Source organism: Sphingobium chungbukense (genome assembly GCF_001005725.1).
In the GTDB taxonomy this organism is placed as follows: Bacteria; Pseudomonadota; Alphaproteobacteria; order Sphingomonadales; family Sphingomonadaceae; genus Sphingobium; species Sphingobium chungbukense.
Map to the genome: position 1 here is coordinate 272,899 of NZ_LBIC01000006.1, position 20,372 is coordinate 293,270.

The following is a 20,372-nucleotide window of genomic DNA, read 5'->3' on the forward strand; positions in this document are numbered from 1 at the left end:
GTCAGATAATCCCATCTGACTGGAAATCGCTCTATTGCGCGCTCCTATTCCGTCCGGACGTTACATGGAGTAACGCAGCGTCAGACCATATGTGCGCGGTTCGTTGTATACCGGGAAATAAAAGCCCAGACTCGACAGGTCGTTCATATCGGTGAGGTAACGCTTATTCCCGACATTGCGCACGAAGGCAGAGATGTCGAAACCCGAGCTGTGCCGTATTCCAGCGTTCAGGTTCACTTCCCCACGACCTTCGCTGACCATGGGTGAAACATTGTTCGGGCTGAAATAGACCTTCGACTGGTATGAGAAGTCCGCACCGATGCGGGCCGTCCAGTCCGCACTGAGTTCGGTGCTGTAGGTCGCACCGCCCGTCAACTGCCAGCGCGGAGCCTTGTCGAGGCTCTTGCCCTTGAGATCACCGCGGATGGCATCCATGAACTTCGCATATTCGGCATGCACATAGGCCGCACCGAAATTCAGGTCGAGGCCACGCACCGGTCGCGCGTGGATATCAACTTCAGCGCCGTAAATCTCGGCGTCCGCATTCTGCAGCCGCTGTAGCGGCACGCCGCCATTGGGATTTCCTTCAATGCCGAACACCTGCATGTTGCGGTAATCATAATAGAAGGCAGCCGCGTTGAAGCGTAGGCGGCGGTTCAGCAGATCGGTCTTCAGGCCGACTTCAAAGGCATCGATCGCCTCGGAATCGACCGCGTTGAATTCCAGATCGTTGAACAGGGCGCCTGTATTATAACCCCCCGCACGCACACCGCGCGAATAGCTGGCGTAGGTATTGACGGTCGGCGTCGCCTGGTAGGCCAGCGCGAGACGCCAGGTCGGCTTTCTGAGCGTCGTCACCCGTCGAGCCGGGCCATCCACCGCCAGACTTGCGGGGTCGGAATCGACGAAGCCGACGAGACGCTGTGTCAACCGCGCCTGCGAATTGCTGTCTGCGTTTACCGGACCGCCGTAGGTTTGGAACCGCAGCTTTTTCTTATCATCGGTGTAACGCAGACCGGCAGTCATGGTGAGCTTGTCGGAAAGCTGATAATCGAACTGCGCAAAGATGGCCTTGCTGGTCGTGCGTTGGGCGAAATCGCGCTCCAGATAGACAACCGGGATGCTGGGATCGAAATAGGGCTGTGTGGGGTCCGGATTGAACATGCGCAGCACGCTGAAGTCCGTCAAACTGTGCAGAGTTTCGCGCAGATAATAAAGGCCGGCAACCCACTTGAGCGGTCCGTCACCATTGGAAGCCAGACGCAGTTCCTGGCTGAACTGTTCGGATTTCTCGGTCCAGATCGGGCTGGAGGCGACGGCAAAGGGCGAGTAATCCTGGTCCTGATTAAGCTTGCGCTTGTTCCAGACGTAGCCAGTGACGGACGTCACGCTGATGCTGTCGCCCTTCCAGCTCATCTGCAAGCGATCGGCAAAGTTTACGAGAGATTCCGAATTGTTCAGGACATCGGTGTTGAACTCGTCGATATTCTCATTTGCCCGATAACCGCTGATCGGGTTGACGCAGATCGTGCGGGCAAGAATTTCTGGACCAGTGCACGGCCGATTTGCGGTGGGATTGAAGGTGCCGAGCGACTGGTGACCCAGCGCCGACGATTTGCTCCTGCCGCCCTCGATCTTGTTATGAATCTCGATCATGTCAGTCGGCGTAAACAGAAATTGCAGGCGTCCGGCATAGCTATTGATGCCGTTGATATCGCGGCCATCCTGAAGATTCACGGCCCAGCCGTCGCGCTTCTTGACGGTGACGGATACGCGCGCGGCAAGTTTATCGGGAATGATGGCGCCGCCGCCAGCGGCATCGAGGAAGATCTGGTCGAAACGTCCGCCGGTCACCGATGCAGAAAAATCCGGCTTAAAGGTCGGACGCTTGGTGGTATAGTTGATGACGCCGCCGGTCGTGTTGCGGCCATAAAGCGTGCCCTGCGGCCCTTTCAGCACTTCGACCCGATCAACGTCGAACACGGCGAAAAGCGCACCGACGCCCGAGTTGAGAAACACTTCGTCGACTGTAATGCCGATCGCACCGGACGATGCGGCGTTATAGTCATTGACGCCGACGCCGCGCAGGAAAATCGTCGGGTTCGACGCCTGGAAAAGCTGGTTGATCTGAAGACCCGGCACGGATTTGGTCAGGTCGAGACTGTTGCGGACGCCCTGTTGCGCCAGAATATCGCCGCTGAGCGCCGTAATGGCGATCGGAACCTTCTGAACATTTTCGCCGCGCTTCTGAGCCGTGACGATAATCTCGGCGATGCCGCCATCGTCGGTGGCGGCTTCCTCTTGCGCAAACGCCTGCCCGGCGGGGCTGAGCGCAAGCAGCGCCGCTATGCCGATGCGGCTGGCGACCGCCTTGATGTGATTACGCTGTTCCAACATATATCCTCCCATTCTGTTCATTGTGTCACTCCGCTCGCTTGTCTCTCGAGCGTGCAGCCGGGCTTTGGTTTCGACCGGAAACCGGGATGAAACCAAGGGTTCGCCAAGGCGCGCACCCTGACGTTGCGAAGCACCTCCGCTCGCTCCGAATCCGATTTCCTACCTGTCGAGATGACGGGTTTTCATTGTTCCGCCGACGGACTCCCAAGCCCCGCCACTTGGCGGGTATAGCACAAACTATCTTAAAATATCAAATATCAAATTTAATTCATATATTGAAATATCAAAATGCGTCAGACCTCCGTCAAAACAGGCGCTCGAGAAAGGCGCAGCCATTCTCGAGCGCCTGCCTTCCTTCGGGCACGATGCTGGAAAAGACCGGCCAGACGTGGAACATGCCTGGCCACACTTCCAGGCTGGTGCGCACGCCATTCTGGGCAAGGTGATTGGCGAGCTGGATACTGTCGTCCAGCATCACCTCACTTTCGCCAATCTGGATGAGTAGCGGCGGCAATCCGCGGACGTCGGCATAGACCGGCGAGGCGTCCGGATCGTTGGGCCGGATCGATCCAAGGGCGGCGCGGGCCATCAGCACCAGTATGTCCCGCGTGCAGAGCGGATCGATGCCGTCACGCGTCTGGTAAGACGGGTTATTCATTTCCAGATTGCACCAGGGCGAGATCGCAACGCCACCTGCCGGGAGGGGAATGCCAGCGCGGTTCGCGCGCACCATCAGGGATACGGTCATCGCGCCACCTGCGGAATCCCCGGATATGGCGATGTGGCACGCATCGCCCACCGTGTCGACCAGCCATTTGTAAGCGGTGATGCTATCATCCAGCGGCGCGGGAAAGCGGTGTTCGGGCGCTAGGCGGTAGTCCGGCATGTAGACGCGGGCCCCCAGCATTTTCGCATAATGGCCCGCTATACCATGATAGCCGTCCGGCCCGCCGCTGAAATACCCGCCGCCATGGAGATAGAGAAGCGTACGGCTGCCCTTCACTTCCTCGGGCGTCGCAAGAACCCCGCGCACTCCGCCCATATCCACTTCGGAAAAACGAACTCCCTCTGGCGCCGGATCGCGGGCCAGAAAATCATTGTAGCGCTTGCGCAGGTCGGCAACGACGGCCGGATCGACGGCTTCCCCCATCAGCAGGGGAGCGAATTCAAATGCAATCGCCTTCCAGTCCTCGATGCGTTGCAGCGTTGCTTCATTCAACGGCATATTCTTTTCCTCTCACCACAGGTCCGCGTTATCCTACCAAGCGCGGCCCGGCATTTCAGGCGACCTCCATTTGTCCAATTCCCGCATAATGGGTGGTCAAATATTCCTCGATTCCTTCGACTCCGCCCTCGCTTCCCAGACCGGAATGCTTGATGCCGCCAAACGGCGCGGCAGGATCGGAAATCAGGCCGGTATTGATGCCCAACATGCCTGCCTCGATCTGCTCCTGCAGGCGCAGAGCACGGCTCAGGTCGCGCGTATAGGCGTAGGATGCGAGCCCATATTCTGTCGCGTTCGCCTGTTCGATCGCTTCCTGCTCGCTCGCGAAGCGGCTGATGGCCGCGACCGGACCGAATATCTCTTCCGAAGCGATGCGGGAGGCCGGATCGATGTCGCACATGATCGTGGGCGGATAGAAATTGCCTGGCCCGCCGGGAACGAAGCCGCCGGTGATGAGCGTCGCCCCGTCTTCTATAGCCTCGGTGACCAGCCTGTGCACATCCTCGCGCGCCTTGCCGCTGATCATCGGGCCGACGACATCATCTCCACCGGCCCCGCGCCCCATGCGAAGCGAAGAGAATTTCGCGTGCAGGCGCCGCGTGAACTCGGCGGCCAGGGTCTCATGAACATAGAAGCGGTTTGCGGCGGTACAGGCCTGTCCGATATTCCTGAGCTTGGCCTGCATGGCGCCTTCCACCGCGGCGTCGAGATCGGCATCCTCGAAGACCAGGAACGGCGCGTTACCCCCCAACTCCATCGACGTGCGCAGGATGTTGGCGGACGCGGCCGCCAACAATATGCGCCCCACCCGTGTCGATCCGGTGAAGGAGATTTTCTTCAGCCGTTTATCCGCAAGCAAGGGCATCATCACGTCGTGCGACCGGGTCGTCGTGACGACATTGAGCACGCCGTCGGGCAGCCCGGCTTCCTGCATGAGCGACGCGAACAGCAGGGCGGTCAACGGCGTCAGTTCGGCCGGCTTCAGGACCATGGTACAACCCGCGGCGACGGCTGGTCCCACCTTTCGGGTGATCATGGCCAAGGGGAAATTCCATGGCGTGATGAGCAGGCATGGCCCAACCGGCCGTTTGCTGATCAGGTGGCGCAAACCGCCGTTCGGCGCCACCTGGTAGCGACCATGTACATGGGCTGCCTCTTCGGAAAACCAGCGCAGAAACTCCGCCGCATAGGCGACTTCGCCTCGCGCCTCCTTAAGCGACTTGCCCATTTCCAACGAAATCAACAGGGCAAAATCGTCCGCCCGCCCGATCAGAAGGTCAAAGGCGTGCCGCAAGATGTCGCTGCGCGCGCGGGTGCTTTGCCCTGCCCAGCCCTTCTGCGCCCGATCGGCGGCAGCAAGTGCGTCCATCGCGTCCAATGGCGATGCGTCAGCGGCCGACGCTAGCGGAGCGCCCGTGGCCGGGTCATGGACCGTGAACGAACGGCCCTCGACGGCCTTGATCCAGCGTCCGCCGATAAACAACCCGGATGGCAGGGACGCGAGCAGGCTCACCTCCCTTTCCGCCACAGCCGCTGGCTCATCATTGCTCATGCCTGACTCCTCACGCCCGCTCTAACGGGCGCGACGGGCGTGGCGCGGGCTCGATATCCATTTTTTCCTCTTGTCCATCAAAGATGCGCAGCGGCCCTATCGCCGTGGCACTGCTGATGACATCGAGCACAGTGACCTTCCCAGAATTCATGGCTTTTTCAAGCGCCGGGGCGAAATCGGCGGGCTCCTCGATCCTTACGCCTTCAGCGCCGACAGAGCGGGCGACCGCGGCATGATCGACCTCGGCAAACCCGATCCCGGTCGTCGTGCGACCAAAGCCTAGTGCTTCGCCATGCTTCTGCATCACGAGCTGGGAATTGTTGAGCACGATAAGCGTGAGCGGAATATCCTCACGAACGGCCATTTCCAGTTCCGCCCACACATGGGCAAAACCGCCATCACCGACAATGCCAACCACCCTCGCGTCCGGACGCGCCAATTTGGCGCCCATCGCATAGGGCAGGCCCCACCCGAGACCGGCCAGCCCGCGCGGCGTGAGTATGCGTTGCCCGGCGGCCTGCGCGGTCAGATAGGCCGTCACCCATACGGACGAATAGCTGGCATCGGCAACGACGATGTCGTTCGGCGTCAGCAGCGCATCGAGATCGCCCATCAGCCGCTGCGGCAGCAAAGGCTTTTCATCGGACTGGAGCTCCGGCGCGATCGCCTTGAGCCGCTCTTCCCGTGCCTGCACGATGGCGGCCTTGAGCGGGGCCGCCGCGCTCCGGCGCTTCGTCAAGTCCTGGGCCTTGAGCGCCTCGGTCAGATCGCCAATCGCCGAGCGCGCATCGCCCAGCAGTCGCACGGCCTCATAATTGCGGCTGATTTCCTGCGGATCGACATCGATATGGATGTAGGTCGCGTCGGGCGAGGTCAGCGACCAGGCATCCGTGCCGTTCTCATTCGTGCGCGTGCCGATGAACAGGACGACATCGGCATCCCGCATCAAACCACGATGCGCCGCCGCCGGACCATTTTTGCCGACGATATTGGCTGCTACGCCCATGGACAGCGGATGGGTTTCATCCACCGCGCCCTTGCCCATGAAGGTCGTCGCCACGGGGATTTCGACGACATCGATCAGCGCGGCCAGCTCTGCGGTCGCCTGCGCGCCGTGAACACCGCCCCCCACGATCGCGATCGGTGACCTGGCGATCGCCAGCAACGCAGCCGCCTGCTGAACGGCGGCACCCTCCGGTCGTGGCCTGTCCAGCGGGAAGCTGCCAAGATCCTGCTTGCGCGCCGCCGTCCTGGTATGGGACGGCTGCATCAGCATGTCCTTGGCCAGCAGCAGAACCACCGGTCCGGGGCGTCCGCTGTTGGCGGCAATCATCGCGAGATCGACATATTCCGCGGCGCGATCAGGATCGTCCAGCCTGCGGATCCACTTCGCGCACCCGGCGAACAAGGCAAAATGATCATATTCCTGAAAGGCGTTGCGATCGCGTTGCGATGCGGGAACCTCCTGCACCAGGACCAGCATGGGGATGGACGCCTTCAACGCCTCCGCCATCGGGGCGACCATCAGCGACGCCGCCGGACCGTTCTGCGCAGCAACCACACCAATGCGACCGGAAACGCGGGAATAGGCGTCGGACATGGCGCCCGCCGCATTCTCAGTCCGATACAGAAGCTGGCGAATGCCTGCCTTTTCCACCGCCAGCATCAGCGCCGTCGGGTTGCTTTGCGCAAAAACGCTTTTGACGCCGTGGCGCACCAGCGCGGCGGCTATCGCGTCTGCAACACTATCAGCCATGCAACATCCTTTATTTCATTATTTGATTTTATTGCATTATATGACAGGCAATGCAGGCTGTAAAGTGTCACATGGAAATAATGAATTATTTCATATAATGAAATACCTTTGCGGGATACACCGGGGATAGCGGCGGCGGCGCAGGCCTGCTGCTCAAAGGAATCGAGCTTGGCGGTCGCGATGACGACCGAAGCGCGGGGCACGGTTAACCGAGAAGCGATCGGCCCTTCATCGTGCCGCTGCGCAAGGCGGCTTCGGCGTCACATCCGGCGCCACCGACGCGTCACGCCACGGTCGGAAATACGACCGGGATCGGACAGACACGCGTCAGGAAGGCAAGAAAGCGGTCGAACCGCTAACCTGCGGGAATGTTTTTCAGCAGGGCATTGGCATCGGCTGCCGCATTTTGGATCGCGCTGAAGAATTTTTCGCGTGCGTTTTCGAGCCGGAAGGTCGGCGTCACGATACCGATGGCTCCGAAGATCGCACCGGATGAATCGAAGAGCGGCGCACAGATGGCGATGATTCCCTGCTCGGTCTGTTCGTCGGATGCCCAGCCGCGCTCCACGATCTGCGGAAATTCCTTTTCCAGCGCTTTTACGATGCCCTTCCTTTGCTTTTCCGGCAGTGCGGAAACACTGGCTTCCAACATCGCCGCGCGGGTTTTGGGATCGAGATGCGCCAACACGACCTTGCCGGACGCGCGTTGATGCTCGTTGCCTCGCAGACCGACGCTCAAGCCCGAAACGCGGAGCCGATGCGACCCTTCCACAAGCAGCTTGAGGACCACATTATTGTCCTCCCGGCGCGAGAACACCGCGCTTTCCATCGTCTCCGCCGCAAGGCGCTTGACGATTTCGGACAAGGACTTCTCGATATCCTGAAAACGCTGATAACCGCGGATCAGCACCTCGACACCGCCCCCCAATTCCAGCCCGCCATGCTCATTGCGCTCGATATACTGTTTGGCCGCGAGCGTTCGCAGCAGATGATAGCAGGTGGTGATGTTGAGGTTCAGGGCAGCCGAAACATCCTTGATATTCGGCGGCGTTGCTGCGTTCGCCACATATTCCAGGAAGGCGATCGCGCGTTCTACGGTTTGCAACGTGTAATTGTTGTCCATACCCCTGCTCTAGAACAAATGCCCTGTTCCGAGAACGCATTTTTTCAATTAATGAACTTTCGCCTGCGCTCACAGAATCCGCGCAATGTTGAGCCCACCCGCCGTCCAGATCGGCTGGCCGGTCATGTAGGGGAGCGCGCCCGCCGCCAGCGCCGCCACGGCCTTGCCCACATCCTCCGGTTGCCCCTGCCTGGGAAGAGGCACGACGCCGTCCGCGATCAGCCTGGCGATCGTATCGTTTCCGACTTTTGCAGTCATCGGCGTTTCCATCAAACCGGGCCGGATTTCGTGGACATGGATTCCGGCTGCGCCCAGCCGGGCCGCGAAGAGCCTGGTGACCATGGACAGGGCCGACTTGGTGACGCAATATTGCGAGCGGTCGGTGAAGGAAAGCTCGGCCGCTATGGACGTTATGATGATGATCGACTTGTAGCTTTCCGGCGCAGCCTTCCCCGCCGACAGCAGCGCCTTCGCGAAGGCCTGCGTCAGGAAAAAGGTGCCGCGAAGGTTGATGTCGACCGATTTGTCGAATGCATCCGGCTGCAATTCCAGCAGATCGGTCAGGGGGCGCGCCGCAATACCGGCATTGTTGACGAGGCAGTCCAACCTGCCGAAATCGGCATCGATCGCATCCAGCACGGGGCCGTGACGCGCCAGATCGCTGATGTCCATCTGATAATAGCGGCAGCGCCCCCCTGCCGCTTCAACCTGTGAAAGCTCGGCCGGCATGACGGGCGCATCGGGCAGGTCCACGATCGCCACATCGAACCCCGACTTGCCCAGTTCTAGAACGGCGCCCAGACCGAGGCCCTGCAAGCCCCCGGTGACGATCGCGACGGGGCGAGTTCCAGGACGATCATGTTCCATGTCCGACATAGCGGTTCTCCGGCTATCCGTCCGTCCGCGTCTTTCGCGCGAGCGGCGAACGGGTTCATTCAGCTTTCACTTGATGACGACGGGATTGACCGGTGCCCCGGTGCCGTTCACGACCTTGAGCGGCGCTGCGACATAGAGGAAATCCCACTGGCCGTCCTCGGCGCAATCCGCCGCCAGCTTGCCCAACCCCGCCAGTTCGGTAAACGTCACACCCAGATTGCGCATGAGCGCTCCATGGAGAATGAGCAACGCGCCGTTTACAGGGTCAACGGTTACCTCGTTGGCGATGGTATCCGTCACCAGATTGGGAATCTCCATCTTGTGGAACCAGTCGACCAACTCGGGGGAATAGGTAAGGCCCGGCTCGATGAAGTCCTTGTAGAATTCGTCGGCGCCCAGCCGGTAAAAGGATTCGAGGAAGCCGGTCCGGATGACGACGATATCGCGCTTGCATATTTCCGTGCCCTGCACCTCCGCGGCTTTCAGCAGATCTTCGTGCGTAAAGGTCTCGCCCTTGTCGAGACACTCCTTGCCGCGCAGCCGGGCAATGTCGAGCAGGACGCCCCGCCCGACAACGCCCTTTTCCCCGATCGGCTGCACACTGGCCCTGTCGAGCCCGCCGATGGTCGATCTGGCATCATATCCGTTGTAGAGCTGCCCGTCATACCAGACGTGACCCAGCGCGTCATATTGCGTGGAGCCCTGGAGATAGGCGGAAATCATATCGTCGGCATAATGCTGGCCGCCAGGAAACTGGGGAGCCTTGCCGCACAGCCAGTGCCCCTCGTCGATCACCTGGCTGCGTTCGGCGCCCCTGCGGCCCGGCCATACCGGATCGCCCTTGGGATCCGCCATCGGCAACTGCAAGGTGAACACCTTGCCGGATCGCACGGAGCCCAGGGCGGCGAGCGCCTGCTGCGGCCCCAGATAATTGAGCGCGCCGACTTCGTCGTCCGCCCCCCATTTCCCCCAGTTCTTCGGACAATCCTTCAACAATTCCGATACCGCGGGGGAAACCTCATGCGTCATGTCTCTATCTCACAGTCATTAGGGTAGCGGGCACTGGAGCAGCGGGCGATCATCCGGCGACGGGGGTCAATCTTCTGCTCGTGATGGTCTGCGTGTTGGTGAACTCCAGCAGGCCTTCCATCCCGTGCTCCACACCCACGCCGGATTGCTTGTGGCCGCCAAAGGGCGCGTTGGGAAGGAATGCGAACATCTCGTTGATCCAGACGGTGCCGGTCTGCAAACGCTGGCCGATCTCCCGCGCCTTGTCGACATCGTTGGACCAGACCGATCCACCCAGCCCGGACTCGCTGTCATTGGCGCGCGCGATCACATCGTCGAGATCATCATATTTCAGCAACGGCAGCACCGGACCAAAGGCCTCTTCCGTCACCACGCGCGACTTCTCCGGCGGATTGTCGACGATCGAGATCGGAATGAAATAGCCAGGGCTGTCGGACACTTCGCCGCCAAGCAGGAACTTCTGCCCATTGGCACGCGCGTCATCGAGCAGATCCTTGACCTTTTCGAACTGCATCCTGTTCTGGACCGGACCGAGATCGACGCCCTGCTGCGAACCATCGCCGACGGTCACGGTCCTGGCGAACTCGACCAGCTCGCGCGCGACCGCGTCATAGATGCTGGAGTGGATATAGAGGCGCTTGATCGCGACACATACCTGCGCGCTGTTGAAAAACGCGCCCCAGAACAAAGCCGGCGCAATCGCCTTGGGATCGACATCGGGCAACACGATCGCGGCATCGTTGCCGCCCAGTTCCAGCGTCACCCGTTTCAGCGTCTTGGCCGCGCTCTCCATCACGCGCTTGCCGGTGGCCGTGGACCCGGTGAAGGAGACCTTGCCGATATCCGGATGGTCCGTGATCCACTGTCCCAGCTCATTGCCGCCGGAAACGATGTTGAGCACACCGGGCGGCAGGATGTCGAGCAGCAGTTCACCGAGCTTCAGCGTGGTCAGCGGCGTGAAGGGCGAAGGCTTGAGCACCATGCAATTGCCCGCCAGCAGCGCCGGCGCCATCTTCCAGATCGCCATGAGCAAAGGCGCGTTCCACGGCGCGATCGCACCGACGACACCGATGGGCGTATGACGCACCTCGACCCGCCGCTCCTCACTGTCTTCGATCACCTCGACGGGCAGATCGAACTGGGCCACGCCATGGCACCATTGAGAGGCTACATCGACTTCCCATTCGGCCCCGCCATGGGGACGCTCCTGCTCGGCGGTGAAGATCCGGGCCAGCTCGGCCTTGTTTTCCTGCAATCGGCCGGCGATCGCGAGAATTTTCTTGCGCCGATCGTCCATGGAGAGCGCCGCCCATGCGGGAAAGGCCGCCTTGGCGGCGGCAACCGCCTCATCGAGCTGCGCCTTGCTGGCGTCCGGCACCCTGGCGATGACTTCCTCCGTCGCGGGGTTCAGCACATCGAGGCCAGCGCCGCCGGTGACTTTCCGGCCGTTGATGGTCATCACGAAATTGTCGAATCTCATCGGGCAGTTCCTCTCTGTGTTCCGGGGTCAGGCGCCAGCAGGAGCGGGCCGTATTTCGAGAGCGCGCTGAGCGCTGGCCATGAAATCAAGCGTTGATGGGATGACGACGTCCGGCACCTCTAGGATCGGGCTGTGTCCCACCCCTTCGAGCCTTGCGAGCTTGGCGCCGGGAATATTGTTCACAACTTCATGCGTCCATTCCTGCGGACGCGCGACATCCTCGTCGCTCAGATAGACAAGCGTCTGCGCCTTTACCTGGGGAAGCAGCGATACCGCGCTGGGCCGCTCCACCACGCCATGCATGGCGGCCCAGGTAGAGGGGGCAAGCCGTCCGATATGCAGGCGCCAGTGGTCAAGCATCGCCTGCTTTTCCGGATTCGACCGGGTTGTCGCGCCGAACATGATGGACATCATCATGTCCAGATCGCCACCGACAAAGCCGGTGGCATAGGTCCGGTCCAGCAGGTCCGTGAAATGGGCCTTCTGATCGTCCGGCTCACCGCGCACGGAGGACCCCATCATCACCATGGAGGCGCACAGATCCGGTCGGCGCGCCGCGATCCGAACCGCAACGTCCCCGCCCATCGACGCTGCTATCAGATGAACCGGCGGCAACCCCAGTGTCTCGATCAGGGCGATCATGTCATCCGCGCAGCAATCCATGGTCACCACGGCTTGGGTAGAGGGCGCGCTGCTGCCTTGCCCGCGGAAGTCCGGACGGATCACCCGGAATCGCCCCTTGGCCGCAGGGACGAGCGCGTCGAACATCCGCCCGTCCAGAAAGAGAGAGTGGAGACACAGGATCGGCGGCAGATCCGTTTCCCCCGTGTCATCGACCCAGAGGATCGTGTCGCGCACCGGAATGCCTGTGCCACCATCCATATCCGAACTCTCCTCTTTCCTGTCTTCCTGCCCATGCGCGCACAATGGCGCGATCACGCTCAGAATTTATAGCCCAACGTTACACCATATTCGGACGGACGGCCCGTGTAGCGGACGATAGTGTCGAACGCCCGCAGGCTGTTCGTCCAATAGTGCCTATTGGTGACGTTCCGACCCCAGACCGTCAGCTTCCAGCGCTCGTCGGCAGACTGCACGCCGGCCCGAAGGTCGAGCGTCGCATAGCCCTTGATCGTTGCGTCCTTCTTGTCCTGCCCGCCCAGTTGCGGAGAACCGTAGCTCTTCGTCTGCGCGCGCACGCCCCCGCCCAGGAACGCTTCGACCGTCCCGGTCAGGGGGAACAGATAGTCCAGGCTTGCCGACCCGGCCAGCTCCGGCGCGAACGGCAGACGAGCGCCCTTGAACGAACTGAAGACCGGGAACAGCAGCCCACCGACATTCTGCGCGCCGACAATGCCGCTGAACGTCTTGATCCTGGTGTTCAGATAGGTTCCCGCCAGCCGGACGGTCAGGCCCCGCGTCGGCACCAGCGTCATGTCCATTTCCGCGCCCCAGATACGGGACTTGGGGATGCTCACCAGCTTTTCGAGTGCGCCGAACAGCGGATCCACCGTCTTGCCGCGCGTCTGCTTGTTGGCATAGTCGTAGTAGAACGCCGCCCCATTCCACACGACGCGATTGCCCAGCAGGTTGGACTTGAAGCCGAGTTCATAGGCCGTCAGCTTCTCCTGCGGCACGGGATAGAATTGCTCCTGGCTGGCGGCGTTCACCAGTGGGAACGCCCCACCCTTGAAGCCCCGGGACATGTTGGCATAGATCAGCAAGTCGTCGTTGGGCTTGAAATCGATACCGACACTCCAGGGGACATTATCCTCCTTGAGCTTGGCTTTATACGTGCCCGATACACAGTTGTTGGGATCGACCGACACCGATTGCCCCGGAACTACGGGAGTATAGGTGACACCGGGACAGAATAGCGGCACATAGACCGCCGGCATGAGGACATTGAAAAAGTCCGTCAGGCCGAGCGCGCCGGGGATAGGTTCGACATAGCCCGGCGTGTCGTAAACCCGGCTGGCCGCCGTCCGGCTGGAATCGGTATAGCGGATGCCGGCCTTCAACTTCAGCCGCTCGCTGAGGTCATATTCCATGTTACCGAACACGGCCCACTGCTTGAAGACCTGGCGCGTATCGAGCGTGTTGGCGGTAAAGCCATCGCGAAAACCGGTCGATGCAAACGGATAGATCGCATCGATCCGTTCATAACTGGCCGTGCGCTGATAATTGCCGCCGACCATCCAGCGCAGCCCCGACCCGACATCGTTGCCGGCAAGCCGAAGCTCCTGACTGAAGTCATTGGCACGGGCGGGGTTTGCAGCCTGCTCGAAGGCCGGAAGGTCCGTACCCGAATAGGAGGACGCCTTGCGCTGACGCAGATTGCTGTAGGCGGTCAAGGACGTGAGGGTGATCGTGTCGGACAGGTCGATATTGGCCGTCAGCGCCGTCTGGTAGAAGCGGTCGTCGCGATAGGGCCGGTAATCGGGGTCCCAGTTCGCCGCACGGTTGTTGTCCGGCGCGCCCGGAATGAGAAGCAGCGCGAAATCGGGAGGAACCACCTGGCCGAAGGTGACGGACCCGACGGGGGCCTGAAGGTCCGCGGGCGTCGTTTGACGCGCGAGCTGCGGCGCCTGCGGATCGGACTTGTTCAGCCAGCCGTTGAGATTGAGGACGAAGCCCATCCCCTCGCGCGGTTGCCAGTCGAGCAGGATGCGGCCGGCAAGTTCATCGGTCTTGCCGAGCTTGTCCCTGCGGGTATAGCTATATTGCCATTCGTCGCCCTGGCTGACCTTGACCGCGATACGCCCTTTCAGCGTGTCCGACAGCGGCCCGCTGATGTGCGCTTCGCCACGGATCGTGTTGAAACTCCCGAAGCCAAGCTCGATACCGGCATCCAGATCGTTGGTGGGCTTGGCTGCGATGAGGTTGATCGCGCCGCCGGTCGCGTTGGTGCCGAAGAGCGTGCCCTGCGGGCCCTTGAGCACTTCGACGCGCTCCAGATCGAACGCCGTGAGCGCACCGAACGCCGGAACCGCAAGAGGCAACTGGTCGATATAAAGCGCAACGTCGGGCGCGGCACTCAGGGTGCTTTCGAAGAAGCCCACGCCGCGAAGCGTATAGACCGGCGTTCCGCTCGGGCTGGGGGTGATGTCCAGGCCCGGAACGACCTTGGCCAGATCCGTCACCGCGTTCACGCCCGCATTGTCGAGCGCGGCGCCATCAAAAGCCGAAACGCTCAGTCCGACGTCCTGTAGCTTCTGCTCGCGCTTTTGCGCCGTCACCACGATTTCCCCAAGCCCTCCATCTTCCTGGGGCACGGCGGGAGCTCCACCCTGAGCGAAAGCGACCGCGGGCATGACGAGGGAGAGTGCGCTGCACAGGCCGAGCCGCCGCAGGGGGCCGGTTTGAAAAGGGGTGCGCGAGCGTCGGTTAATCATATTCCCTCCTTCAGCGTGGCCGCTGCAAGCCATCTTCTTGAATGGGGCGTTCGTACCAACGCCCTCACGATAGGTCAATATATGAATTTGTGCATATATTGAAATAGACGGAAACGTGGATGAGCTCCCCATATCCCGTGCGGACCAGGCTGGCGATCCAATGGGGATTATTGCATTATATGAATATTTTTGTATATTTGATATATCAGCCGGCCAGTTGTTCGTGACAAAAGTGAGCCGGAGCGGAAAGATCTGACCGGAAAGGACGCCATCATGCCCTCTGCCGCCACGGCCCGAAAAACGCTGTCCTCGTCTTGCTATACGGCTGATCTGACTGCCGTCCTGATCGAGGGGACGGTCGGTGACGCCCTGAACCGAGCGGCGACATCCTATGGCAACAGAATCGCCCTGATCGATGGTCAACCCGACAGAGCGTCACGGCGCCGATGGACGTTCCGGGAACTCGCCGCCGAGGCGGAAAAGGTGGCGCGCGCCCTGCTCACCCATTTCAGGCCGGGCGAGCATGTCGCGATATGGGGCAGCAACAGCCCCGAATGGGTGCTGGTGGAATTTGGCGCGGCATTGGCGGGCCTCGTTCTCGTCACTGTGAACCCCGCCTATCTTGAACATGAACTCGCCCATGTCCTGAAGCAGTCGCGCGCGCGCGGCATCATCGTTCAGGACGAATATCGGGGACGACGACTTGGCGATGTTCTCAGCGGGGTGATGCATGATCTTCCGGAATGCGGCACTGTCGTCCACCTGTCCTCGTGGAGGGACTTCCTGTCGAACGCTTCAGGCGGCGCACTGCCGCATGTCTCCCCAGACGACATCGCGCAAATCCAATACACGTCAGGCACGACCGGCTTTCCCAAGGGCGTGTGTCTCACCCATAGGGGGTTGAGCAATAACGGCCGCCTGTTCGCAGAAATTCTCGGCGCAGATGCCGGGGACATATGGATCAACCCCATGCCGCTATTCCATACCGCGGGGTGCGGGCTCGCCACGCTGGGCGCGCTCCAGACCGGCGGAACCCAGGTGCTACCGCCCGAATATCATCCTGCCCATATGCTGGACCTATTCGAGCAGGAGAAAGGGTCGATCATGCTTTGCGTTCCCACTATGCTGATCCGCATGCTGGAAGAACAGGAAATACATCCCCGCGCCCTGTCGTCCTGGCGATTGGTCGCCCTGGGCGGCGCTCCGGTTTCCCCCGAGTTGGTCAGGCGCGCCGAAAGCGTCGCGAACGTGGATGTCACCATCGGATACGGCCAGACGGAGGCGTCGCCCTATCTCACCCACACCCTGCCCCGCGACCAGCATGCCGGATGGCAGGAAAGCGTTGGCAAGCCCCTTCCCCATACCGAGGTCAAGATCGTCGATCCCGCCACGGGTGAGATCCTGCCGATCGGTGGGTCCGGCGAGATTTGCGGGCGCGGATATGGTATCATGACCGGCTATTTCGATGCCCCGGACGCCACCAGGGCGACGATCGATGACGAAGGCTGGCTGCATAGCGGCGACATTGGCAGTATGGACGAACAGGGCTATTGTCGCGTACTCGGGCGGCTCAAGGACATGATCATCCGCGGCGGGGAAAACATCTATCCGCGCGAGGTCGAGAATGTCCTCATCACCCATCCCGCCATCGCTGACGTCGCCGTGGTCGGGATGCCCGACGATGCCTGGGGAGAGACGGTCGCCGCCTGTATCCGCCTCTATGACCCCAAGGCTTCCCGCCCCACCGATCTCGAAGCCTTCTGCCGCAAGCATCTGGCGGGATACAAGGTGCCCCGGCGCTGGCACTTCCTCGAAAGCTTTCCGCAAACCGCATCAGGCAAGGTCCAGAAATTCGCGCTGCGCGATCTTTTGCTCAACGAAGCGGCAGGAGACTAGCGCAGATGGCAAAAGCGGAAAACACCGGCAATCAGGATTCCATCGATTTTTATTTCGATTTCATTTCACCGTTCGGCTGGATCGGCGCGGAGCGGATCGGAACGCTGGCGCGCCGATTCGGTCGCGGCGTTCGTTGGCACCCCTTTCTTCTCAAGGCGACCGTCGTCGATACGATGGGCCTTCCCCCCTTACTCGAAACGCCGCTCAAGGGCGATTATTTGCGCCGCGACCTGCCGCGCAGCCTGCGCTATCATGGTCTTGGCATAGCGGAGGCCCCCGTCTTCACCTTCTCATCCGTCGTCGCCGCGCGTGCCACACTCTGGGTCCGCGACACCGCTCCTCAGAGGACCGAAGATCTTGTCCTCGCCCTCTATCGGGCGCACTGGTCGCAAGGCCATGACATTTCGGAAATCGATACAGTGCTCGCCATCATCGGGGAACTGGAGTTGCCGCAGCATGATGCAAGAGCGGCTCTTCAGTCGGAGACCATCAAGGCCGCATTAAGAAACGAGATCGCCGACGCCATCGCGGCGGGCGTGTTCGGCTCTCCTACAACGATCATCGATGGCGAAATGTTCTGGGGATCCGACCGCTTGGACATGATGACGCAATGGCTCGAGACCGGAGGTTGGTGAAGCCATCCTCGCGCCCGCCATGCGAGAGGTGCCCGCTCGGCTGACATTTGGATCATCTTTTGCGCAGCATCCGTGTTGCCGAGGGTCTCGCGCGACTATATGTCATGAGTGATGGTCACACATATCTCGACACGGGCCGACCCGCGAGCCTCCTGAACCCGCGGGCGCGCTGTCCCGCTTCCCCGGCAAGTTCGAGGAAGGGCCGATCGAGGAAGGACCGACCGCTCTCATCCTTCAATATTTATAGGCCGCCTTGAAGAAGATGGTCCGGGGCGCATTTTGCGCGCCCTGAACGAGCTGCGTTCCCGCAAAGGGGCCAGCCCTGAGTGGAGTGCCGACCGGAGCCAGAGCGGAGAAATAGAAGGCGTTACCGACATTGCGAGCGGTCAGCGTGAAGTCCCACCGCCGGTCCGCGGTGGTGAAGCCGATGAAAGCATTGACGAAATGCTTGTCACCGATGCGATATTGCGGGCTGTTGAGCAGGTCGGAGAAATAGGATGTCTGCCAGTTGATGCTACCGCCCAGCTTGATCGTGCCGACCCCGCCAATCGGGATGCCATAATCCGCCGAGGCGAAATATTGCCATTCCGGCTGTCCCGAAAACGCTTTGCCGGTGTAGTTGTAGGCAGGTATAGTTCCGAGGGCCGGCGCCGAATAGTCGTCAAACCGTGTCTTGAGGTAGGTAACGTTCAACGCCAGCGACAGATTATCGACAGGCTGTGCGGACGTCTCCAGTTCGAAGCCCTGGGTATGCGCCGATGGCGCATTGCCCCGCGTGCTGACATAGGTGCCTGAGATCGGGCTGAAGGCCGATACCGCCGTCTGGAGATTCTTATAGTCGTTGTAGAAGCCCGTCAGGTTGACGCGCAGGTGACTGTCCAGCCAGTCGCTCTTGAAGCCGCCCTCAAATGTGTTCACCGTTTCGGGTGCATAGGGCAGCGCGGTCGCCAGATTGAGGGCGCGATTGTTGAATCCGCCTGCGTCAAAGCCTCTCGAATAGCTTGCAAACAGGAAAATGGCGGGCGTGACCTGATAAGAGATGCCAGCCTTGGGCGTGAACGCATGCCAGGTCTTCCTGTTGAGCACCCCTGCGTTGGTGAAGTTGACCTGGGAGGCGGCGACGTTGACGCCAAGAGACGGGATCGCGCCCCCTGTCAGAACCTGTGGATAGCGCGAGGGATCGATCGGGTTGCTGTCGAGATCATAGTTGAGGCCCTGAAAATCGAAAGCGCGGCGTATGGTGATGTATCGCCCGCCCGCGGTCAGGGTCAACCGGTCGGTCAGACGATAATTGGCCTGTAGATAGGCTGAATAGTTGCGGGTGATGGTTTTGCCGATCTGGTCGAAAGGTGCAGCAGGCAGCGAAGTGTCCGACTGCGGCAGACCGGTGACATAGCCGATGCGGTTGCTGCGAAAATTTTCGAACAGATAGTAAAGGCCGCCGGTGAAGTCGAAGCGGTTCCAGTTGCCCTGCAATTGCAGTTCCTGGGTGAAGCTCTTCTGCTTGTAGACGATGTAGTTGTCGGAGATGTCGATACGACGGGGCTGTGCGCTATTATAGGGGAGCTGATTCTGCCCGTCATTATTGTAATTGACCGGATCCTGATCGAAACCGCGCAAAGCCGTGATCGAATGAACGGAAAGATGGCGGTCCAGATCATAATCGATCCGGCCGGTGACACCCCCGGAATGGGATCGGTTGATCCCGAAACGCCCGGCGTAGCTGACATTGTCCTTGAAGGCGGAGAATTGCGTCGGACTGAACAAAGTCCCACCGGTGATGGCACCCAGGCCGGTCAAGGCGGGATTCGTCGCATTGTAGGTGGTCGCGACATATTGCGCAGCCTGCGAACGATCGATCGTGCCGTCGGCCGAGAGCGTGAGCTTCAATCTGCTGGAAGGCGTGAAGACCAGTTTGACGCGCCCTCCATCTGTATTCTGGTCGTTGACGCGGCGCTGGAGCGACGGGTTCCACGTATAGCCTTCATGCTCGTCATGCGCGAACGCGATGCTGGCCGCCAGCAGGCCCGGCACCAGCGAACCGGCGACATAGGCATGCGCGTTGAAGGTCTTGTAATTGCCGTAGCCCGCATCGAACCTCAGATCGAGGCTGTCGCCCGGTGTGCGCGTGATATAGCGGATCGCGCCGCCGGCCGAGTTCGCGCCGAACAATGTGCCTTGCGGTCCCCGCAGCACCTCGACCCGCTCGATATCCGTCAGGTCCGACATGCCATTGATGGCGCGCGGCAGATAGACGTCGTCGATATAGACGCCGACCGTCGGATCGAAGATCGGATCGCTGTTGCCGATGCCGCGAATGAAGAAGGTATTGGTCAGCGGCGTAATGCCGGTTGGCGGCGTGTAAAGCCCCGGTATCTGCCCGGCGAGATCGCGGGTCGTCAGGACATTGTGATTGCCGCGAAAGACCTCGTCGATCACGCTGACAGCCACAGGAGTGGATTGGAGCCTGGTTTCCTTGCGGGTGGCGGTGACGACGATGTCACCAAGACCGCTGCCCGCATCAGGACCCTCCGCAAGGACGGCCGTTTCATTGGCCGACGCAGGCGCTATCGACAGGGCTGCGAGCGAAACGATGGGCAGGGCCGTGGCCGCGAGCAGCCATGCCCGGTTGATGACCGGCATATTATATCCTTCTTTGCTAAGGCTTTGGGCGTGGCGCGCTAGGGGCAGCAACTCACAGGATCAGGCACGCGGCAAGACCTGCCGGCCGAGGATCGCACCTCTATAGTGTCTCATCTGAACGGTTGAACCCCCACGGCTTATGCTCTCGCGGAAACACTATTAATTTAGTAGAGAATGTATAATGAACTTTGCTGTGCCGGAGAGAAGATCTGCTCAATCGTTGAGCTTTGCTGATTGGATTAGAAGGCCCGCTCATCGACAAGGCGAAGGCGGATGGCCGCACCGGTCAGCCGCCCCATACAGCGCCTGGATTCCCAACTCGTGAACATGTTCGCTTTGAACAAACTCAGCGGTGGTTGAGCAGC

At 60.8% G+C, this 20,372-nt stretch carries 14 protein-coding genes; 2 read left to right on the forward strand and 12 right to left on the reverse strand.

Going from position 1 to position 20,372, the window contains the following annotated elements; all coding sequences use genetic code 11:
* Positions 1–60 precede the first annotated feature (60 nt).
* From YP76_RS14580 to YP76_RS14625, 11 genes are all read right to left on the reverse strand, one after another.
* Positions 61–2,397, reverse strand: coding sequence for a TonB-dependent receptor (locus YP76_RS14580; protein ID WP_046764322.1), 2,337 nt, complete (start codon positions 2,395–2,397; stop codon positions 61–63).
* A gap of 304 nt (positions 2,398–2,701) precedes the next feature.
* Positions 2,702–3,622 (reverse strand): alpha/beta hydrolase, encoded by a 921-nt coding sequence (locus YP76_RS14585; RefSeq protein WP_046764323.1) that lies wholly within the window; start codon positions 3,620–3,622, stop codon positions 2,702–2,704.
* 55 nt (positions 3,623–3,677) lie between these two features.
* Positions 3,678–5,174, reverse strand: a complete 1,497-nt coding sequence (locus YP76_RS14590) for an NAD-dependent succinate-semialdehyde dehydrogenase (protein WP_046764324.1) — start codon at positions 5,172–5,174, stop codon at positions 3,678–3,680.
* A 10-nt stretch (positions 5,175–5,184) separates the two neighbouring features.
* Positions 5,185–6,930 carry an acetolactate synthase catalytic subunit gene (locus tag YP76_RS14595; protein WP_046764325.1) on the reverse strand — a complete coding sequence of 582 codons (1,746 nt, stop codon included), beginning with the start codon at positions 6,928–6,930 and terminating at the stop codon, positions 5,185–5,187.
* Positions 6,903–7,133, reverse strand: coding sequence for a hypothetical protein (locus YP76_RS27840; RefSeq protein WP_157035793.1), 231 nt, complete (start codon positions 7,131–7,133; stop codon positions 6,903–6,905). Before YP76_RS27840 ends, YP76_RS14595 begins: the two co-directional genes overlap by 28 nt.
* Before the next feature lie 152 nt (positions 7,134–7,285).
* Positions 7,286–8,053 (reverse strand): IclR family transcriptional regulator, encoded by a 768-nt coding sequence (locus tag YP76_RS14600; RefSeq protein WP_046764326.1) that lies wholly within the window; start codon positions 8,051–8,053, stop codon positions 7,286–7,288.
* A gap of 69 nt (positions 8,054–8,122) precedes the next feature.
* Positions 8,123–8,929 carry a 3-ketoacyl-ACP reductase gene (locus tag YP76_RS14605; protein WP_046764327.1) on the reverse strand — a complete coding sequence of 269 codons (807 nt, stop codon included), beginning with the start codon at positions 8,927–8,929 and terminating at the stop codon, positions 8,123–8,125.
* A gap of 66 nt (positions 8,930–8,995) precedes the next feature.
* On the reverse strand, positions 8,996–9,958 hold the full coding sequence (locus YP76_RS14610) for a cyclase family protein (protein ID WP_046764328.1): 963 nt from the start codon (positions 9,956–9,958) through the stop codon (positions 8,996–8,998).
* A 49-nt stretch (positions 9,959–10,007) separates the two neighbouring features.
* On the reverse strand, positions 10,008–11,438 hold the full coding sequence (locus YP76_RS14615) for an aldehyde dehydrogenase family protein (protein ID WP_046764329.1): 1,431 nt from the start codon (positions 11,436–11,438) through the stop codon (positions 10,008–10,010).
* A gap of 27 nt (positions 11,439–11,465) precedes the next feature.
* Positions 11,466–12,320 carry an alpha/beta fold hydrolase gene (locus YP76_RS14620; protein WP_046764330.1) on the reverse strand — a complete coding sequence of 285 codons (855 nt, stop codon included), beginning with the start codon at positions 12,318–12,320 and terminating at the stop codon, positions 11,466–11,468.
* A 59-nt stretch (positions 12,321–12,379) separates the two neighbouring features.
* On the reverse strand, positions 12,380–14,833 hold the full coding sequence (locus YP76_RS14625; RefSeq protein WP_198147503.1) for a TonB-dependent receptor: 2,454 nt from the start codon (positions 14,831–14,833) through the stop codon (positions 12,380–12,382).
* Between the two features lie 273 nt (positions 14,834–15,106).
* Here YP76_RS14625 and YP76_RS14630 point away from each other — a divergent pair, with 273 nt between their 5' ends.
* Both YP76_RS14630 and YP76_RS14635 read left to right on the forward strand, forming a co-directional pair.
* On the forward strand, positions 15,107–16,729 hold the full coding sequence (locus YP76_RS14630; protein ID WP_046764332.1) for an AMP-binding protein: 1,623 nt from the start codon (positions 15,107–15,109) through the stop codon (positions 16,727–16,729).
* 5 nt (positions 16,730–16,734) lie between these two features.
* The gene (locus YP76_RS14635) at positions 16,735–17,364 is read left to right on the forward strand and encodes a 2-hydroxychromene-2-carboxylate isomerase (protein WP_046764333.1); all 630 of its coding nucleotides are present in this window, start codon (positions 16,735–16,737) and stop codon (positions 17,362–17,364) included.
* A gap of 234 nt (positions 17,365–17,598) precedes the next feature.
* Here YP76_RS14635 and YP76_RS14640 read toward each other — a convergent pair whose 3' ends face one another.
* Positions 17,599–20,007: a TonB-dependent receptor gene (locus tag YP76_RS14640; RefSeq protein ID WP_157035794.1), complete on the reverse strand. Its 2,409-nt coding sequence runs from the start codon at positions 20,005–20,007 to the stop codon at positions 17,599–17,601.
* Positions 20,008–20,372 lie beyond the last annotated feature (365 nt).

Coding starts and splice junctions, on each gene's coding strand:
- YP76_RS14580 (WP_046764322.1), bottom strand. CDS start 2,397: ATGTTGGAACAGCGTAATCACATCAAGGCGGTCGCCAGCCGCATCGGC.
- YP76_RS14585 (WP_046764323.1), bottom strand. CDS start 3,622: ATGCCGTTGAATGAAGCAACGCTGCAACGCATCGAGGACTGGAAGGCG.
- YP76_RS14590 (WP_046764324.1), bottom strand. CDS start 5,174: ATGAGCAATGATGAGCCAGCGGCTGTGGCGGAAAGGGAGGTGAGCCTG.
- YP76_RS14595 (WP_046764325.1), bottom strand. CDS start 6,930: ATGGCTGATAGTGTTGCAGACGCGATAGCCGCCGCGCTGGTGCGCCAC.
- YP76_RS14600 (WP_046764326.1), bottom strand. CDS start 8,053: ATGGACAACAATTACACGTTGCAAACCGTAGAACGCGCGATCGCCTTC.
- YP76_RS14605 (WP_046764327.1), bottom strand. CDS start 8,929: ATGTCGGACATGGAACATGATCGTCCTGGAACTCGCCCCGTCGCGATC.
- YP76_RS14610 (WP_046764328.1), bottom strand. CDS start 9,958: ATGACGCATGAGGTTTCCCCCGCGGTATCGGAATTGTTGAAGGATTGT.
- YP76_RS14615 (WP_046764329.1), bottom strand. CDS start 11,438: ATGAGATTCGACAATTTCGTGATGACCATCAACGGCCGGAAAGTCACC.
- YP76_RS14620 (WP_046764330.1), bottom strand. CDS start 12,320: ATGGATGGTGGCACAGGCATTCCGGTGCGCGACACGATCCTCTGGGTC.
- YP76_RS14625 (WP_198147503.1), bottom strand. CDS start 14,833: ATGATTAACCGACGCTCGCGCACCCCTTTTCAAACCGGCCCCCTGCGG.
- YP76_RS14630 (WP_046764332.1), top strand. CDS start 15,107: ATGCCCTCTGCCGCCACGGCCCGAAAAACGCTGTCCTCGTCTTGCTAT.
- YP76_RS14635 (WP_046764333.1), top strand. CDS start 16,735: ATGGCAAAAGCGGAAAACACCGGCAATCAGGATTCCATCGATTTTTAT.
- YP76_RS14640 (WP_157035794.1), bottom strand. CDS start 20,007: ATGCCGGTCATCAACCGGGCATGGCTGCTCGCGGCCACGGCCCTGCCC.